Genomic DNA, 17397 nt, shown 5'->3' on the forward strand with positions numbered 1-17397 from the left:
ATGTTGTGGCGCATGCTCAAGCAGTCTTGGCTCAGGAATGTTCGGCGTAAATCACTGGCCGTATTTACGGTATTCCTTGCCGCTGGGTTGATCTCTTCATTGCTAGCGGTATCGATAGATATTGGCGATAAAATGTCCCGTGAGTTGAAATCTTATGGTGCCAATATTCTGATCGAGCCTGCCGGTCAAGTCGCGTTGCCATCACTCTTTGGCGAGAAGAGTAATCCACTGAGTGGGCAGGACTTTTTGGATCAAGCCGAGTTACCCAATATTAAAGACATTTTTTGGCGTAACAATATTGTTGGTTTTGCCCCGTTGCTCAGTGGTGAAACTGAAATCAACGGGCAAACCATCCCACTGCTAGGCACCTATTTTAATCAGCCGGTTGATGTGCCCGATGAAGAGGATTACCACACGGGCCAGCAGATTATCAGCCCGTATTGGCAGGTTAATGGTGAGTGGCCGCATGAACCCATCAAACCCGATGATCAAGAGGTTCAGGCGCTGTTGGGTAAACAACTGGCACAACAAACCGGGTGGAAAATCGGCGATGAACTGCACCTCAAGGGTGTTGCTGGGCCGTTAACGGTGAAAATTAGCGGCGTGTTGAGTAGTGGTGGTGAAGAAGAGAGCCGCTTAGTGCTACCTCTCGCTGCGGTACAATCGCTACTGGGGCTACCTGGGAAGATTCAAGCGGTACGAGTTTCAGCCTTAACCGTGCCGGAAAATGAATTATCCCGTAGAGCGCGTGAGAATCTCGAAGCCCTCAATGCTGAAGAGTATGACTTGTGGTACTGCACAGCTTATGTTTCCTCCATTGCCCATCAACTCGAAGAAGCTATTTCTGGTTCAGTGGTGCGGCCTATTTGGCAGGTTGCAGCTTCTGAAGGCGTGGTGATAGAAAAAATACAATTGTTGTTAGCCGTCGTCACATTAGCGGCATTGATTGCTGCCGCAATGGGGATAGCCTCATTGATGACCAGTACGATTATGGAGCGGGCCAAAGAGATTGGGTTGATGAAAGCGCTGGGGGCGCGCCAATGGCAGATTTTAATGTTGTTCTATCTTGAGGCGGCCATTAGCGGCTTGATTGGCGGCTTAGCTGGATGTTTGGCGGGATGGGGGCTAGCAAAAACCATCGGGTTGATGCTCTTTGGCGCACCACTGAGCTTCGCTTGGATGGTCGTACCTTGTGTGCTGGTGATATCAATCCTGATTGCGGTTATTGGCACTTGGTTCCCTGCGCGGCGTATTGCCAGCTTATATCCGGTGGAGGTGCTCTATGGCCGATAATCACCAGACAGCGTCTCACCAAGGCCGCCATAGTATGTTTTGGCGACTTGTCTTACGGGCATTACGGTTACGGATGCAACGAGTGAGTGTGGTCTTTGCGGCACTGACCGTCGGGGCCGCGATTGTCACCGCCATGTCAGCGGTCTATTTCGATATTAATGCCAAAATGAGCCAAGAGTTACGCACTTTTGGGGCGAACTTTTATATTGGCCCTGGGCATGGCAGTTCGTTTGAACAAGACAGATTCCAACCCATCATTGATGCCGCTCCAAAGGGGCTGATCAACGCCTCCAGTCCCTATATTTATGGGATGGCTCGTACCGAGTTGGAGAAAGTCGTGCTCATGGGGGTGTGGTTTGAATCCCTCCAGCAACTGGTTCCGTATTGGCAAGTCACGGGGAATTGGATTGGCGTCAGCTTTGATGATCGTAATGCAATGATCGGTGTCAAACTCGCCGAACGTCTGCATGTCAAAGTCGGGGATAGCATTACCTTGGTGAGAGAGGGTGAACGCCAACGGCTGCAAATCAAAGGTATTGTTGAGGCAGGCGATGCTACCGACAATATGCTTATTGTGAATCTAGAACTGGCACAGAAATGGCTTAATCAACCGGGGCACATCAGTAACGCGCTGCTTAGCGTCAGCAATGATGTGGGTCAAGTTGAAACCTTTGCTACCCACCTCCGTGAACAATATCCCGATCTTGAGATCCGACCGATTCGAAAAGTGTCCGCCTCTGAAGGCCAAGTGCTCGATAAGATAAAAGGGCTGATGGGGCTGGTTTCCGTCGTGATCCTGATTTTGTCATCGTTATGCGTTAACACCACGCTGATGGCGATAGTGGGTGAGCGCTCGAAAGAGTTTGCCTTACAAAAAGCACTGGGTGCCAGTGGGGCAGACATCATTCGCCAGATGCTGACTGAAACACTGATTATCTCGTTGGCTGCTGCGGTTTGTGGCGCTTTACTCGGGTATGTATTGGCACAGGTATTGGGGCAGACGGTATTCAGTGCGGCAATCGCTTTGCGCGCGCCAGTATTACCATTAACACTCGTACTGTCATTGTTGGTTGCCGCTGTGGCGGCCATTGTTCCCACCCGACGGGCGATTCATATTGAACCCGCAAAAGTTCTGAAAGGAGAGTAGCAAATGACATCGTCACTAACACAGGTTAAGGATGCCGTCATTGAAACTCGGCACTTATATAAGCGCTTCGGGCAGGTCACGGCGCTGGAAGACATTAATATCCGCATTAATCGTGGCGAATTTGTGGCGATTATGGGCGCGTCAGGTTCCGGTAAAACGACGTTGATGAACATTTTAACGTGTCTGGATACCGTCAGCGAAGGGCAAGTGTTGCTTGATGGTATTGATGCCGCAGGCTTAGATGAAGAAGGGCGCAGGAAATTTCGGGCAGACAAGATAGGGCTAGTTTTCCAGCAGTTTCACCTTATCCCCTATCTAACGGCATTAGAAAACATCATGCTAGCGCAGCATTATCACAGTGTGGTGGATGAAGAGGCCGCTCGGCAGGTATTAGAACAGGTGGGGATGACACCGCGTATGGATCACTTACCCAGCCAGCTTTCAGGCGGTGAGCAACAGCGGGTCTGTATTGCACGCGCACTGGTCAATCAGCCCCCCATTATTTTTGCCGATGAACCGACCGGTAACCTCGATGAAGAGAATGAACAGCGGGTATTGGATCTGTTAAACCATATTCATCGCCAAGGAAGAACCATTGTCATGGTTACCCACAATCCAGACTTAGGGTGTGTTGCTGATCGGATCATCCGGCTCCAGCACGGTAAATATCTTAACGAAGAGAGCCGTCATCATGTGGCGTAATGGGTTAAAAACAATCGGTTTGTGCAGCGTATTATTGCTACTCAGCGCCTGCAAACAAGAAGAAGTGGCGGTGGGTGAAGTCGCTCCTCAGTTGGCTGCCTATGATTTGCAAGGCCAGCCAGTCGCCCTTGATAACTGGAAAGGTAAGCAGGTTTATCTTAACTTTTGGTCGGCAAGTTGTGGTGGTTGTCTGGCTGAAATGGCTGCACTCAATAAACTGAGTGATGAATATCAAAATGATATTGTCGTGGTGGCCATCAACACTGATTCGGAAAAGGTCGATATCAGCCCGATACTGGCGCAACGCAAGCTCAGCTACCCTGTGATCCGCGACCAGCTCGGCATTACTCAGGAGCGTTATCAGGTTATCGGAACGCCGACGTCTTTTCTGATTGATCGTCAGGGCAAGGTCACTGAAGTGCATCAGGGCGCACGCAATGAAAAGGATTTGGCCAAATTATTCCAACAATGGGCGGCAGGCGCATAATGAAAGTATTGCTGTTAGCGGTAAGTGTTGTTTTATTCAGCTCTACCGCGCAGGCCGCCACTGATGGCGAACATATCTACAAGCAAACCTGCTCAAGCTGTCATGGCCGTCTTGCTGATCGCAAGGGGCTAGATAAAGCGCCACCACTGGTATCGTTATCCCGCGATGAAATTGTTGAGGGCCTCACCGCGCGGCGAGACGGCAAGATTGTCGGAAGGGGCAACAAAGCCAAAGCGCATCTGTCAGATGACGATATCCAGAAGTTAGCGGATCATATTGAAAGTCTAAAAACAGCCAAGCCCAAAGCACCTTAATACAGGATTTTTTAATCCAAAATGGTGCCGCCATATCAGTTGATCTTATGCATCAGATAAGCGCAGCATCATCATTGAATATGTGTGTTTGGGTCACTTCATTTGGCGGGTTGAATGCTGTATTATATGTTGCATATTAAATGCAACTTTAAGTTATCTGAGGACTATCAGCATGGGAAATACATCAGCGCTGCTTTGCTACAAACAATTACCTGTCTGGAACAGTGCTGGCGTGCCAGCGATGTTTCGGGAAAAACACAATACCAAAGCAGGTACATGGGCCAAACTCACCATTCTTAGCGGCGAGATGGATTTTCTTATTCTAGACGAAGCGGGCAACACACTAGAAAGACATTCTTTTTCCAAGGAACACCAGCCGCCGTTTATTGAACCGCAAGTTTGGCACCGTATTGCCGCTTGTTCAGATGACCTACAATGCCAACTGAGCTTTTACTGCACAGCGGAGGACTACTACGCTAAAAAGTACAATTTAACCCCGACACATTCTGAAGTGATCGAAGCGGTCAAAACGGTCCAGCCGGGTAAAGCATTAGATTTAGGCTGTGGCTCGGGTCGTAACGCGTTGTACCTGAATTTGTTGGGGTTCGATGTTACAGCGGTAGATAAAAATCAAGACAGTATCAGCAATTTGCAGCAGATCATTGCGCAGGAAGAGCGGCACAATATCACGGCGGATACGTACAACATTAATGAAGCTAGCTTGGATAATCGCTATGACTTTATTTTGTCGACGGTGGTTCTGATGTTCCTTCAGCCAGAACGAATTCCCTATATTATTAACAACATGCAAGAATGCACTTTGCCCGGCGGCTATAACTTGATTATCTCTGCCATGTCGACTGATGATTTCCCTTGTACCGTGCCATTTTCTTTCACTTTAAAGTCAGGGGAACTTAGCCAGTATTATCAAGATTGGGACATCATTAAGTACAACGAAGATGTCGGTCAATTACATAAGACTGATGCGCAAGGTAACCGCATAAAACTGCGTTTTGCGACCTTATTGGCGAAAAAGCGGTAATGACTGCTTAGTACGAAATTGAGCGCTTAGACCAAAGCTTACCGCCGTAGATAAGCGAAAACTAAAGGCTGAATGGCTCTTCATTTAGCGGGCGGTAAGTGAGGTTCATCTCGCAAGCAATTAACGAGGTAGTCAATAAAAACGCGTAGTTTAGGCGCCAAGTAACGCGTTGGTGGGTATAGCATCCATAATCCACCGCTGTATGAGCTGATAAAGCGCCACGTGGGTAACACCGGCACTATCTGGCCCTCTTGTAACGCCTCTCTCGCGGTAAAGTAAGGCAGGCTGCCAATACCAATATGTTGCAAAACGGCATCTAGCCTGACACCGGTGTGATTGGCGGCATAGCGGCCTTTTACGGCAACCGTAATAGCCTTGCTGCCCTGACGGAATTTCCATCGTGCATCCGCCGGTGTTTCTCCTAAATAAATGCAACTGTGATGTGCTAAATCATGGGGATGCAGTGGTGTGCCGTGAGTGGCGAGATACTCGGGTGTGGCACACAACAAATGCTCAATATCCATTAATTGCCGACCGACCATACCTGGCGGCGGTTGATTAGTGATCCGAATGGCCAAATCCACATTCTCATCGATCAGGTCGACATAACGATCATCCAGTATCAGTTGCACATCAATTTTGCTGTAGCGGCGTAAAAATTCTGGCATATAGGGATGAACCACAAAACGGCCAACTGCTTTCGGCACACTGATGCGAATAAGCCCCTCGGGTTCTTGATTGTATTGACCACTGACCTCCATCACGGCATTCGCGGCACTGAGCATCGCGTGGCAACGCTTATAGACTTCTTCGCCACTTTCGCTTAAACGCAATTTGCGGGTTGTACGCTGCAATAAGCGGGTTGCCAGGGCTTTCTCCAATCGGCTGACACTGCGGCTAATTGCTGATGGAGATACCCCTAATTGGCGCGCGACCACGGAAAAGCTACTCGCTTCAACCACTTTAACAAAAATCGCCATTTCACTGAGCAGTGCCAGCGGAAGATTTGTGCTCATGGTGCAAAAGTCCTTTGAGTCTGTGACGGATTATCACGTCAGGTTGACACTAATATAATCATATTGGAAATGATAAAAGGATAAAGATTATGACGACGCGGCTATTTTTTGAGAACGATGCATTGGCGACTGAGGTGACTGTCTTGAGCTGTCAGCCTGACGGCGAGCAGTTTGCCACGATATTGCAGGCAACAATTTTCCACCCGCAAGGGGGAGGCCAGCCATCGGATACTGGCTGGATAGGCGAAAGCCAGGTATTGCGGGTCGTGTTGCAGGGACAATTGACACACTATCTGGATAAGCCTGTCGCATTGGGAGCACACCAAGCTCGCGTTGACAGTGAACGTCGTGCGCTCAACACGCGTATGCATTCTGCTGGGCATATCATTGGCAATATTGGTGAGCGTCTTGGTTGGTTACCTGTAAAGGCACACCATTGGCCGGGAGAGGGCAGAGTCTCATTTAAACGAGGGGAAAACCCTCAGCCAATCGATATTGCACTTATTCAGGCGTCTTTGACGCAATTAATCAGTAAAAATCTACCGAGACAAACTCAGGTACAGGGCGATTTTCGTGAAGTGGGATTTGGTGACCTACCGGCCTATGCCTGTGGTGGGACCCATGTGAAGACTTTGCACGAATTGGGGGATGTGGTTATTCAATCGATCTCGGAGAAGAAAGGGGTAATGTCGATTAGCTATATGCTGAGTTAACTATGACTTTGGGTATATGATTCATCCTACAGAAAAGAAAGTGTTGAAGGATATTTTGGTGAACGACGAAAAGATTAAGCATTTAAATGCGGTCAGCCATCGCGCCCGTAAAGTGATGGAAAGAGAAGGGCTGGATGCACTGGTCGTCACTGTGTGTGATAACTTTTATTATTTAACTGGGTTTGCCAGTTTCTTTATGTACACCTTCCGCCACACTGGGGCGGCAGTTGCGATCATGTTTCGCGATCCTGCTATCCCATCACAAATCATCATGAATGAGTTTGAGGCTGCCAGCACACACTTCGATATGCCTAATAGGGTGCTAAAAACCTTTCCCGTGTGGGTTGATGTGGATGATCCGCGTAACCCACTCAACCACCAAAAGAAACGTGAACGTCCGATAGGGCCGCCGATTGAAGTCGTTTTTGGCCTAGTGAAAACAGCACTTCAAGAAGCGGGGGTGATGGATAAGAGGCTCGCGATTGAATTACATGCGATGTCCAATGGCGGCAAAAGCGTGCTGGATAAAGTCGCTCCGGGACTAAAATGGATCGATTCCACTGCGCTGTTTAATGAAATAAGAATGATAAAAAGTCCGTGGGAGATTGAGCACCTACGAAAAAGCGCTGAAATTACTGAGTATGGCATTGCCTGTGCAGCTAAGAAAATTCGGGTTGGATGCACAGCGGCTGAATTAACCGCTGCATTTAAAGCTGCGGTGATGACATTCCCAGAAACCAATTTTTCTCGTTTTAATCTTATTTCTGTCGGCGATAATTTTTCACCAAAAATGATGGCAGATAGCGCACCCGCAAAACTGGGCGATTTAATTAAATTCGACTGTGGTGTTGATGTGGCAGGTTATGGCGCAGATCTCGCCAGAACCTTTGTTTTGGGTGAGCCTGATGAACTGACACAACACATATATGACACCATCAGAATGGGTCATGAGCATATGTTATCGATGGTTGCACCTGGCGTGAAATTAAAAGATGTCTTTGATTCCACGATGGCTGTCATTAAAAAATCAGGTTTACCCCATTATAACCGTGGTCACCTTGGGCATGGTGATGGCGTATTTTTAGGGTTAGAGGAAGCCCCTTTTGTTAGCTCCTTAGCAACTGAAACGTTTAGCCCAGGGATGGTATTAAGTCTTGAAACACCTTATTACGGCATCGGAGTCGGTTCAATAATGCTGGAAGATATGATTCTCATTACCAATAGCGGATTTGAGTTTTTAAGCAAATTGGAACGTGATCTGATCCGTTGCCATTAATTTGTGCGCAACGTCTCATTTTATATGAATAAAATTCAACTTTGAAAATTAGCCTCTTTATTGTTTTATCTCACTAATTTGAGTACCCGACCACTTAATTATCCATCAAAAAAGTTATTGTATTATTCATATAAAATAAAGTGTTACCACATAAAATGTGGTAACACTTCTGCTATTTGTATGTTTATGGTTATTTATAATATTGAAATGGTTTTATTAATAATGATAACGGAAGTGATAATCGATCATGCCGATAATAGTGAATTTGTATTGTTCAATATATAAAAAATACTTCAGCTAATCAAAATCCTAAGCACGCGCAGTTCAATAAATGACCAAAGAAAACAAATCGTGCTACCCCTGAACAGAAGACTGTATCGAACTAATTGCCAAGCGAAAATATTTTCAATTGTTAATGGTGTTTTTAATGGTGTTTTTAACTAGGAAAAGTCCTACGGTCGTCAAAAATAGCGTACATATCACATTTTCACCTCTATCAATCGCTGGAATAACAATATTCTATAATAATTAAGCAACAGTATTTTCTTTCAACTATCCTATGTAACATGCTGTAATACATTCCAAGGACGTCTTTTCATCATACTTTCAACATGAAAATGTAAATCCGTGAAGTCGCTTTTATCGAACATCAAACAAGTTGCTGGCTTAAGGGTTATATAATGTATAACGCATTTACGACACTGCTGCGTCCGTTGCAACGGCACAGAATTACTATATTAGCGCTATTAATTTCCGGCCTTTCAGTTAACTCAGCTTTGGCAGAAACACAGTATGATTCATTAATCATCAAAGCTAGAGCAGGGGACACTGCGCCGGTCCTTGACTATTTACAAAAAGAATCTAAAGCGGGCCCACTTAATAGTGGGCAAGTTGATGACTGGCTGCAAATTGCCGGTTGGGCAGGGCGTGATCAAGAAGTCATTGATGTTTACGAGCGCTACCACTCTTCAACAAATCTCTCGTCGCGAGGGTTGGCGGCGGCGGCACGTGCCTATCGCAATGAGAAACGTTGGGATCAGGCATTGGCACTGTGGCAGAGCAGTTTGAAGAAAGACCCCACTAACCCTGACCTGATTACTGGCATGATCATGACTCAGGCTGACTCTGGGCGTGGTGGTGAAGCTTTACAGCAAGCAAAAGAATTGGCTGAGCGTAATCCTTCCGCAAAAAACTACATGACACTTTCCTATCTGAGCCGTGCGACCAATCGCAATTATGACGCGTTACAAGCTTCCAGTGAGGCGGTTCGACTGGCACCAGAATCGGAAGAAGTATTAAAAAATCATCTCGAAATATTGCAGAGAAACCGCATTGCCGATCCGGCGTTACAACTTGCGAAAGAGAACCCAAAACTGGTGACCGCAGAGCATTATCGCCAACTCGAGCGAGATGCGGCAGCGGAACAAGTCCGTATGGCGGTCATGCCAACGCGCAGTGAAACAGAGCGTTTTTACATTGCCGATCAAGCTCTGGCCGACTATCAGGATTTGTTAACCCGTTGGAGTAAAGACCCCGCAGCGCAAGATGATTATCAACGTGCACGTATTGATAGACTCGGTGCATTATTGGTGCGCCGTAATACTGTTGAGTTGATTAAAGAATTTGAAGCGATGGAAGCCGAAGGCTATAAAATGCCTGACTACGCTCGCCGCTGGGCAGCCTCTGCGTATATCGATCAACGTATGCCAGAGAAAGCCGCCCCGATTCTGACCAGCTTATATTACGCCGATGGGAAAACCTTCCGTAACAGTGACGATTTGCTTGATGCCGATGATCTTTATTACTCACTGAATGAAAGTGAGCAATTAGATAAAGCGCATCAATTCGCTAAAAACTATAGCGAGCAAACTCCGTATCAAGTTGGAGTTTATGGTCTGCCAGGCAAAGAACCCAATGACGACTGGATGGAGGGGCAAACGCTGCTGGTTCAATCTCTGGTCGCCCTCAATGACTTGCCAGCAGCGCAGAAAAAACTGGAGACATTGTCCAGTACTGCACCCGCTAACCAGAACTTACGCATTGCGTTAGCCAGTGTTTATCTGGCAAAAGATTTGCCACGCAAAGCGGAACAAGAATTGAAAGCGGTTGAATCATTGGCGCCACGCAGTCTTATTTTGGAGCGTGCTCAAGCTGAAACCGCGATGGACCTGCAAGAGTGGCATCAAATGGAGTTACTCACCGATGATGTGATTGCCCGTTCGCCGGAAGATGTGCCTTCGCAGGAATTAGACCGCCAACGTAAAATTCATAATATGTATGAATTGCGGGTGAGTGGTAACCGCGCACTTTCCTCCAATAGCCCAGTCAGTGGCAACAAAGATTATGGTTTTGAAACCCTGTTATATAGCCCGCCGATAGCTGAAAACTGGCGGGTATTTGGGGGCGGTAGTTATAACAACTCTCAGTTTGAAGAAGGGACCGGCATTAACCGCGTGCTGCGCTTAGGCGGGGAATGGACGTCTCGTGACCATTGGGTTGAAGCTGAAGTGAATAATCAGAACTATGGTTTTGGCAATAAAACCGGTGCTCGGTTAGCCACTTGGTACGACTTTAATGACCATTGGCGTGTGGGCGGGCAGGTTGAGCGATTGGCTAAAGATACCCCGTTACGCGCGATGAAAAATAACATCACCGCCAACAGTGCTTCAGCCTTTGTGCTTTGGAAAGCAGACGATCGCCGTGATATTGAATTTAATGTCACACCGACCGATTTCTCTGATGGAAACAACCGTTGGGAATATGAACTTAACGGGCGTCAACGTATTTGGACTGGGCCTTACCTGACAGCCGACTTCAGTTTGGGGCTGGCCGCTAGCCACAATACCAAAGAAGACGTGATTTACTATAACCCGAAAAGTGATTTCACCTACCTACCTGCAATTACCCTGAATCACATTATGTACCGCCATTATAAAACGGTCTGGAGCCAGCAAATACAGCTCGGTGTCGGCGGCTATTGGGAGAAAAACTACGGAAATGGTCTGGTAACCACGGCAGGTTATGGACAACGTATTCAATGGAATGATGTCGTCGATGCGGGTGTGGCATTGACCTACGATAAACGCCCTTATGATGGTGTCCGTGAGCACGACCTCTCGCTCGCTTTCGATTTGAATTACCGTTTCTAAGAGATCAGTGCTATGGCAAAGATATTATTGATAATTCGGATTCTTGTCGTCGGAATAATAACGCTACTGGCATCCGCGTGTTATGCCGAGAAACCTGTATTTGTCCCACCGGCCGAACGGGCATTACCACTGAATGAAAGGCCGTGGCAAAAGAATACGTTTGTGGTCATCGCGTATCATGATGTTGAAGATGACTCTGCTGACCAGCGTTATTTGTCGGTCAGAAGCAGCGCTTTAAGTGAACAATTGGCGTGGTTAAAAGACAATCGCTACAACGTGATTTCCGTCGATCAGATTTTGGCCGCTCGCAATGGTGGCGCGCCATTGCCTAACAAAGCCGTATTGTTAACGTTTGACGATGGTTACAGCAGTTTTTATACCCGTGTTTTCCCGTTGTTAGAAGCCAATAATATGAGCGCAGTATTGGCACCGGTAGGAACATGGATTGATACTCCGGCTAATAAAAAGGTGGATTTCGGGGGATTAAGTACCGATCGCGATCGTTTCCTGACATGGAAAGAGATTGGCGAAATGTCTAAGTCGAAGTTGATTGAAATCGGCGCTCATACCTATGCCTCTCATTACGGTGTGATTGCTAATCCGCAAGGAAATACCGAGCCAGCCGCGGCTAATCTGAAATACGATCCAAAAACGAAAAAGTATGAAACTGAAGCGGCATTCAAACAGCGGATGGAAAAAGATGTTTCGTTGATTACCGAACGCATCACTAAAGCGACCGGCAAACCACCTCGCGTCTGGGTATGGCCTTACGGCGCGCCGAATGGCACCGTACTCAATATCTTGCGCCAACACGGTTATCAGATGGCGATGACATTGGAACCGGGTATTGCGAACGTCAATGATTTGATGAATATCCCCCGTATTCTGATCAGCAATAACCCCTCGCTTAAGGACTTTGCTCAGTTAGTCACGTTGGTACAAGAAAAAGATATCATGCGCGTCGCGCATGTCGATTTAGACTATTTGTACGATCCTGATCCCGTTCAGGAAAAGGAAAATCTCGACAAACTGATACAGCGTATTTCCGATTTACGTGTGACGACGGTGTTCTTACAAGCGTTCTCTGATCCGAAAGGGGATGGCAATATCCGCGAGGTGTATTTCCCTAACCGCTGGATACCGATGCGCCAAGACTTATTTAACCGCGTTGCATGGCAATTAGCGTCACGCCCCGATGTTGATGTCTATGCTTGGATGCCAGTATTGGCATTCGAAATGGACCCTTCATTACCACGGATTACGCGTATTGATCCGAAAACGGGTAAGACAAGCATCGATCCTGACCAGTATCGCCGTCTGTCGCCATTTAACCCTGAAGTCAGACAGCGCATTATCGATATCTATCGCGATATGGCCTATAGCGCACCGATTGATGGCGTGCTCTATCACGACGATGCTGTGATGTCTGATTTTGAAGATGCCTCACCGGATGCGATCCGTGCATACGAAAAAGCCGGTTTCCCTGGCTCGATTACCACTATACGTAACGATCCTGAAACTATGGCGCGCTGGACTCGCTATAAGAGCAAGTATCTAGTTGATTTTACTAACGAATTAACACGTCAAGTGCGTGATATTCGTGGCCCACAAGTCAAATCAGCTCGTAATATATTCGCTATGCCGATTTTAGAACCGGAAAGTGAAGCATGGTTTGCGCAGAATCTCGATGATTTCTTGGCGAACTATGATTGGGTTGCCCCGATGGCAATGCCGTTGATGGAAAAAGTACCGTTATCTGAGTCGAACGAGTGGCTATCACAACTGGTCAACAAAGTTGCAGAACGCCCTGGAGCATTGAACAAAACTGTATTTGAACTGCAGTCGAAGGACTGGACCAAGCCTGAGGGCAGCAATGCCATTAGTGGGGCGATACTGGCGGGCTGGATGCGCCAGTTGCAGTTAAATGGCGCGCAAAATTTTGGTTACTATCCGGATAACTTTATCACTGGCGAACCACCGCTAAAAGATGTCCGCCCTGTGCTATCTTCTGCCTGGTATCCTTTATATGATCGATAGAATTATTGCGTTACTCATCCTATGCCTGGTACTGAGCATCCCTGCGGGAATGATCCTGCTCTTTACCGGTGACGTATTGCTGAATTTTGTTTTCTTCTATCCGCTGTTTATGTCCGGGATCTGGATAACAGGCGGTGTTTATTTCTGGCTACGCCGTGAAAGACATTGGCCTTGGGGGGACGATGTTCCCCCGCCAGAATTGAAAGGTAATCCGCTGGTTTCAATCCTCATCCCTTGCTTTAACGAGGGGTTAAATGCGCGGGAAACCATTCATGCGGCCTTGGCGCAGACTTATACCAACATTGAGGTCATCGCTATTAACGATGGTTCCAGTGATGATACTGCGCAAGTGCTCGATGCATTACTGGTTGAAGACCCACGATTGAGAGTGATTCATCTGGCTCATAATCAGGGCAAAGCGATTGCCTTGCGTATGGGAGCGGCGGCGGCGCGCAGTGAATATCTGGTTTGTATCGATGGTGATGCTTTACTCGATAGAAAAGCGGTGCCTTATTTGGTCGCGCCGCTGATTGCGAATCCACGTACCGGTGCAGTGACCGGCAACCCACGTATACGTACACGTTCAACCTTGGTCGGCCGTGTTCAGGTTGGGGAATTCTCTTCCATCATTGGGCTGATCAAGCGGACGCAACGCGTCTATGGTCAAGTCTTCACCGTTTCAGGTGTGGTGGCTGCTTTCCGCCGTAGAGCATTAGCGGATGTGGGCTATTGGAGCCCAGATATGATCACGGAAGATATTGATATCAGTTGGAAGTTGCAGGTCAGGCACTGGTCAGTATTCTTTGAACCGCGTGGTTTATGCTGGATTTTGATGCCAGAAACCCTACGAGGTTTATGGAAGCAACGCCTGCGCTGGGCACAGGGGGGGGCAGAAGTGTTCCTGAAGAATATGTTCAAGCTCTGGCGCTGGCGCAATCGCCGGATGTGGCTGCTATTCTTTGAATATTCGCTTTCCATCACGTGGGCGTTTACCTACCTATTCAGTATCATTTTATTCCTCTTGGGATTAGTGATTACTTTACCGCCGGGCATACATGTACAAACCGTATTCCCACCAGCCTTCACCGGGATGGTATTGGCGCTGACTTGTTTAATGCAGTTTGCTATTAGTTTGGTGATTGAACGGCGCTATGAGCCCAAATTGGGGAATTCGCTATTCTGGATTATCTGGTACCCAATGGTTTACTGGATGCTAAGTTTGTTTACGACCGTGGTGGCGTTCCCCAAAGTCATGCTCAATACCAAGCGTAAACGTGCGCGTTGGGTGAGCCCAGATCGCGGAATAGGGAGGGTTAAGCCATGAGTGAACCTCTGATTCATACTGAGCAGCGGGCTATTCCCCGCTGGATCGATATCATTATCACTGCTTTAGCTTGGATTGGTTTTATCTTCCTATTTGCTAAGGGTTTTTTTGACATGATTGGCAGAGCGCCAAATATGGGGCCGATACCTTTTAGGCTCTATATACTCAGTGGTCTCACCACCATTGCTTTGTATGTGGCCATCGCATTGTTTAATGCTGTGGTTATCATTATGTGGGCCAAATATAACCAAGTCCGTTTTCAGGTTGAACGCCGTGGGCATCGGCCAAGTTTGGATGACGATGAGTTGGCGAGCAGTATGGATCTCTCCGGTGAGATGATCGCCAAACTGAAAGCCGGCTCCTGCATGACGCTGTACAACGACGAACATGGGCAACTACTGGAAGTGAAAGATGGGTTACAACTCCCTACAGTTGCACCGGTCGTCAATTTACGTCGAGGGTGATGGTCAAGTAATCGCTAAATACCTGAAAGTTTGATTTTATGATTGCTGCTTTCGGGTATTCAGCGACACCCACTGTTAATTTAGTCCTGCTTTAGTGATAAATACCGCATAAAGCCGCTTTCTTTTATAATCCCCATTCATATATTGCTATGATTTAGCAGAAATTGTAGTGCGATGCGTAATTGAATGTCGCCGCAGCGGGTATTTCTCTGGCAGTTGAATTTTAAAAGGGAGCATACAGTGAAGCAAAATCATTTTGGACAAACTATCGGAGCAGAATTATCGGGCTGGCAAGCCGCGCAACGGCCACAACGGGAAATTTTACCGGGCCATTTTTGCTATCTAGCCCCAGTGAATATCGATAAACACCAGGCCTGTTTATATCAGGCATATCACTTAGTTAAAGACGCGCATGATTGGACGTATTTCTATTGTGAGCGGCCTGAAAGTCAGGACGATTTTCATCAATATTTGCAATCTCTCATCGACACCAACGAGTCTTTCCATTTCACGGTAGTGGATGCACAAACGGACTTGGCACTCGGTACGGTTGCATTACAACGAATTGATGAAAAGAACGGTGTTATCGAGATTGGATCTGTTAATTGGTCACCGCGATTAAAACGTCACTCGGCGGGGACTGAAGCGATATATTTACTGTTACATTACGTCTTTGACAAATTAGGTTATCGTCGCTGTGAGTGGAAATGTGATTCACTGAATGAGCCATCCAATTCAGCCGCATCTCGATTTGGTTTCCAGTTTGAGGGGCAATTTCGTCAGGCCATTGTCACCAAAGGGCGCAATAGAGACACCAACTGGTATTCCATTACTGACCGTGAGTGGCCATTAATTAAGCAGGCATTTAATGATTGGCTAGCGATGGATAACTTTGATAGTGAAGGTAAACAAAAAACGCGATTACAAGATTTAAGAATCAGCCGATAATGATGATTAATCACACTGTGGTTAATTCTATATTATTGTATTAATGGGTTATTATTTTATTTCGCCTTTACTTAAAACAGCGATAAAAAGAGTAGGGGCGAAAGAGAAGTGCGAGACTAAGGCCAGTCATAAAGCAGGGCTAAATAGTATAACGTGAAATGAATATTGATTAGAACAAAAAACAAACAAATTAAAAAAATAATATTTTTTTGCATTCTGATATCGCGAAACTTAAGAGTGTCATTATACTGTAATCATCTGGCGGTATTTTTCACACGGTGCATAGCTTAGGCTGTTGTTTATCACTGCGGGGATCGCTAATGGTAGAGTCCATGATTGGGCTGTTAAGACAAGAACAAGATTTTACTCCAGCGACTCGTTATTACGAGGGCTTCTCTTCCGACCCTCAATTTCCAGTAGTACAATCATTATCTCTCCCGAATATATTAACGCCAACGTCCGTACTCTTAGTCTTTATACCCTGTAATACCCTCCCTTGCGATACCGTGGTCACCCAAGTTATTAGGGTGCTGAAGTGTTCACGTTATTCGCATTTTTCATTGGCTAGTATTGGCTGCGAAGGAAGCCATAACCTCATCCGTATGTGAACATAATCGCGCAGGCAATTTCTGCTGCGGTAGATGAAACAAACTGTAAGGTGCCACTATGGGAAGACAGAAAGCAGTGATCAAAGCTCGTCGTGAAGCGAAACGTGTTATTAGACGTGATTCGCGTAGCCATCGTCAGCGTGAGGAAGAGAACGTGACATCGTTAGTACAAATGGGCGGTGTCGAATCAATCGGTATGGCACGGGATAGCCGTGATACCTCCGTTATCCAAGCACGCACGGAAGCTCAAGGTCATTACTTATCGGCCATAGACAGTAAACTGCTCATCTTCGCCACTGGCGAAGCAGGGTGTGGTAAAACCTTTATCAGTGCAGCCAAAGCGGCTGAAGCGTTAATCCACAAAGAAGTTGATCGAATCATTGTGACGCGGCCTGTGCTACAGGCAGATGAAGACCTAGGCTTCTTGCCTGGCGATATCTCTGAGAAATTCGCGCCTTACTTCCGCCCGGTGTATGACATTCTGCTGCGTCGGCTCGGATCGTCCTTCATGCAATACTGCTTACGTCCAGAAATCGGGAAAGTAGAGATTGCGCCTTTCGCCTATATGCGTGGGCGTACTTTTGAAAATGCGGTAGTGATCCTCGATGAGGCACAAAATGTCACTGCCAGCCAAATGAAGATGTTCCTGACCCGTCTCGGTGAAAATGTCACGGTTATCGTTAATGGTGATATCACCCAATGCGACCTTCCGCATGGCGTGAAATCGGGTCTTAGTGATGCGTTGGAGCGCTTTGCTGAGGATGAAATGATTGGCATTATCCGCTTTGATAAACAGGACTGTGTCCGCTCAGCGCTGTGCCAACATACCTTGAATGCCTATTCATAGCTCTGCGTTATGAATGGATGACCCCATAAA

At 47.0% G+C, this 17397-nt stretch carries 16 protein-coding genes; 15 read left to right on the forward strand and 1 reads right to left on the reverse strand.

Features of this window, described 5'->3' with window-relative positions; genetic code table 11:
- The 6 genes from BN68_RS03265 to tehB all read left to right on the forward strand — a co-directional run bounded on the left by BN68_RS03265 (position 1) and on the right by tehB (position 4985).
- On the forward strand, positions 1-1293 hold the full coding sequence (locus BN68_RS03265) for an ABC transporter permease (protein ID WP_019209717.1): 1293 nt from the start codon (positions 1-3) through the stop codon (positions 1291-1293).
- A 34-nt stretch (positions 1294-1327) separates the two neighbouring features.
- On the forward strand, positions 1328-2440 hold the full coding sequence (locus BN68_RS03270) for an ABC transporter permease (RefSeq protein WP_072084738.1): 1113 nt from the start codon (positions 1328-1330) through the stop codon (positions 2438-2440).
- 3 nt (positions 2441-2443) lie between these two features.
- On the forward strand, positions 2444-3142 hold the full coding sequence (locus BN68_RS03275; protein WP_019209719.1) for an ABC transporter ATP-binding protein: 699 nt from the start codon (positions 2444-2446) through the stop codon (positions 3140-3142).
- A complete protein-coding gene (locus tag BN68_RS03280) occupies positions 3132-3629 on the forward strand; it encodes a TlpA family protein disulfide reductase (protein ID WP_019209720.1) in 498 nt (165 codons plus the stop codon). The genes BN68_RS03275 and BN68_RS03280 overlap by 11 nt, the downstream gene beginning before the upstream one ends.
- Positions 3629-3943 carry a c-type cytochrome gene (locus BN68_RS03285; RefSeq protein ID WP_019209721.1) on the forward strand — a complete coding sequence of 105 codons (315 nt, stop codon included), beginning with the start codon at positions 3629-3631 and terminating at the stop codon, positions 3941-3943. The genes BN68_RS03280 and BN68_RS03285 overlap by 1 nt, the downstream gene beginning before the upstream one ends.
- A 172-nt stretch (positions 3944-4115) precedes the next feature.
- Positions 4116-4985, forward strand: coding sequence for an SAM-dependent methyltransferase TehB (gene tehB / locus BN68_RS03290; RefSeq protein WP_019209722.1), 870 nt, complete (start codon positions 4116-4118; stop codon positions 4983-4985).
- A gap of 80 nt (positions 4986-5065) precedes the next feature.
- Here tehB and BN68_RS03295 read toward each other — a convergent pair whose 3' ends face one another.
- Complete coding sequence (locus BN68_RS03295; RefSeq protein ID WP_019209723.1) at positions 5066-6001, reverse strand: LysR family transcriptional regulator; 936 nt, start codon at positions 5999-6001, stop codon at positions 5066-5068.
- A gap of 89 nt (positions 6002-6090) precedes the next feature.
- On the opposite strand from BN68_RS03295, the gene BN68_RS03300 reads away from it, so the two are divergent.
- From BN68_RS03300 to phoH, 9 genes are all read left to right on the forward strand, one after another.
- Positions 6091-6714 (forward strand): serine-tRNA(Ala) deacylase AlaX, encoded by a 624-nt coding sequence (locus tag BN68_RS03300; protein WP_019209724.1) that lies wholly within the window; start codon positions 6091-6093, stop codon positions 6712-6714.
- Between the two features lie 58 nt (positions 6715-6772).
- Positions 6773-7990, forward strand: a complete 1218-nt coding sequence (locus BN68_RS03305; RefSeq protein ID WP_042806384.1) for a M24 family metallopeptidase — start codon at positions 6773-6775, stop codon at positions 7988-7990.
- Between the two features lie 680 nt (positions 7991-8670).
- Positions 8671-11139 carry a poly-beta-1,6 N-acetyl-D-glucosamine export porin PgaA gene (gene pgaA, locus BN68_RS03310; protein ID WP_019209726.1) on the forward strand — a complete coding sequence of 823 codons (2469 nt, stop codon included), beginning with the start codon at positions 8671-8673 and terminating at the stop codon, positions 11137-11139.
- Between the two features lie 12 nt (positions 11140-11151).
- Positions 11152-13176 carry a poly-beta-1,6-N-acetyl-D-glucosamine N-deacetylase PgaB gene (pgaB, locus tag BN68_RS03315; RefSeq protein ID WP_019209727.1) on the forward strand — a complete coding sequence of 675 codons (2025 nt, stop codon included), beginning with the start codon at positions 11152-11154 and terminating at the stop codon, positions 13174-13176.
- Complete coding sequence (gene pgaC, locus BN68_RS03320) at positions 13166-14500, forward strand: poly-beta-1,6-N-acetyl-D-glucosamine synthase (protein ID WP_019209728.1); 1335 nt, start codon at positions 13166-13168, stop codon at positions 14498-14500. The genes pgaB and pgaC overlap by 11 nt, the downstream gene beginning before the upstream one ends.
- Complete coding sequence (pgaD, locus tag BN68_RS03325; protein WP_019209729.1) at positions 14497-14964, forward strand: poly-beta-1,6-N-acetyl-D-glucosamine biosynthesis protein PgaD; 468 nt, start codon at positions 14497-14499, stop codon at positions 14962-14964. The genes pgaC and pgaD overlap by 4 nt, the downstream gene beginning before the upstream one ends.
- Before the next feature lie 240 nt (positions 14965-15204).
- The gene (locus BN68_RS03330) at positions 15205-15912 is read left to right on the forward strand and encodes a GNAT family N-acetyltransferase (RefSeq protein WP_019209730.1); all 708 of its coding nucleotides are present in this window, start codon (positions 15205-15207) and stop codon (positions 15910-15912) included.
- Between the two features lie 320 nt (positions 15913-16232).
- Positions 16233-16520, forward strand: coding sequence for a hypothetical protein (locus tag BN68_RS24555; RefSeq protein WP_042806385.1), 288 nt, complete (start codon positions 16233-16235; stop codon positions 16518-16520).
- A gap of 58 nt (positions 16521-16578) precedes the next feature.
- Positions 16579-17367, forward strand: coding sequence for a phosphate starvation-inducible protein PhoH (gene phoH / locus BN68_RS03340; RefSeq protein ID WP_019209731.1), 789 nt, complete (start codon positions 16579-16581; stop codon positions 17365-17367).
- The last annotated feature ends 30 nt before the right edge of the window (positions 17368-17397 follow it).

This window comes from Yersinia massiliensis CCUG 53443, from assembly GCF_000312485.1.
Taxonomy (GTDB): Bacteria; Pseudomonadota; Gammaproteobacteria; order Enterobacterales; family Enterobacteriaceae; genus Yersinia; species Yersinia massiliensis.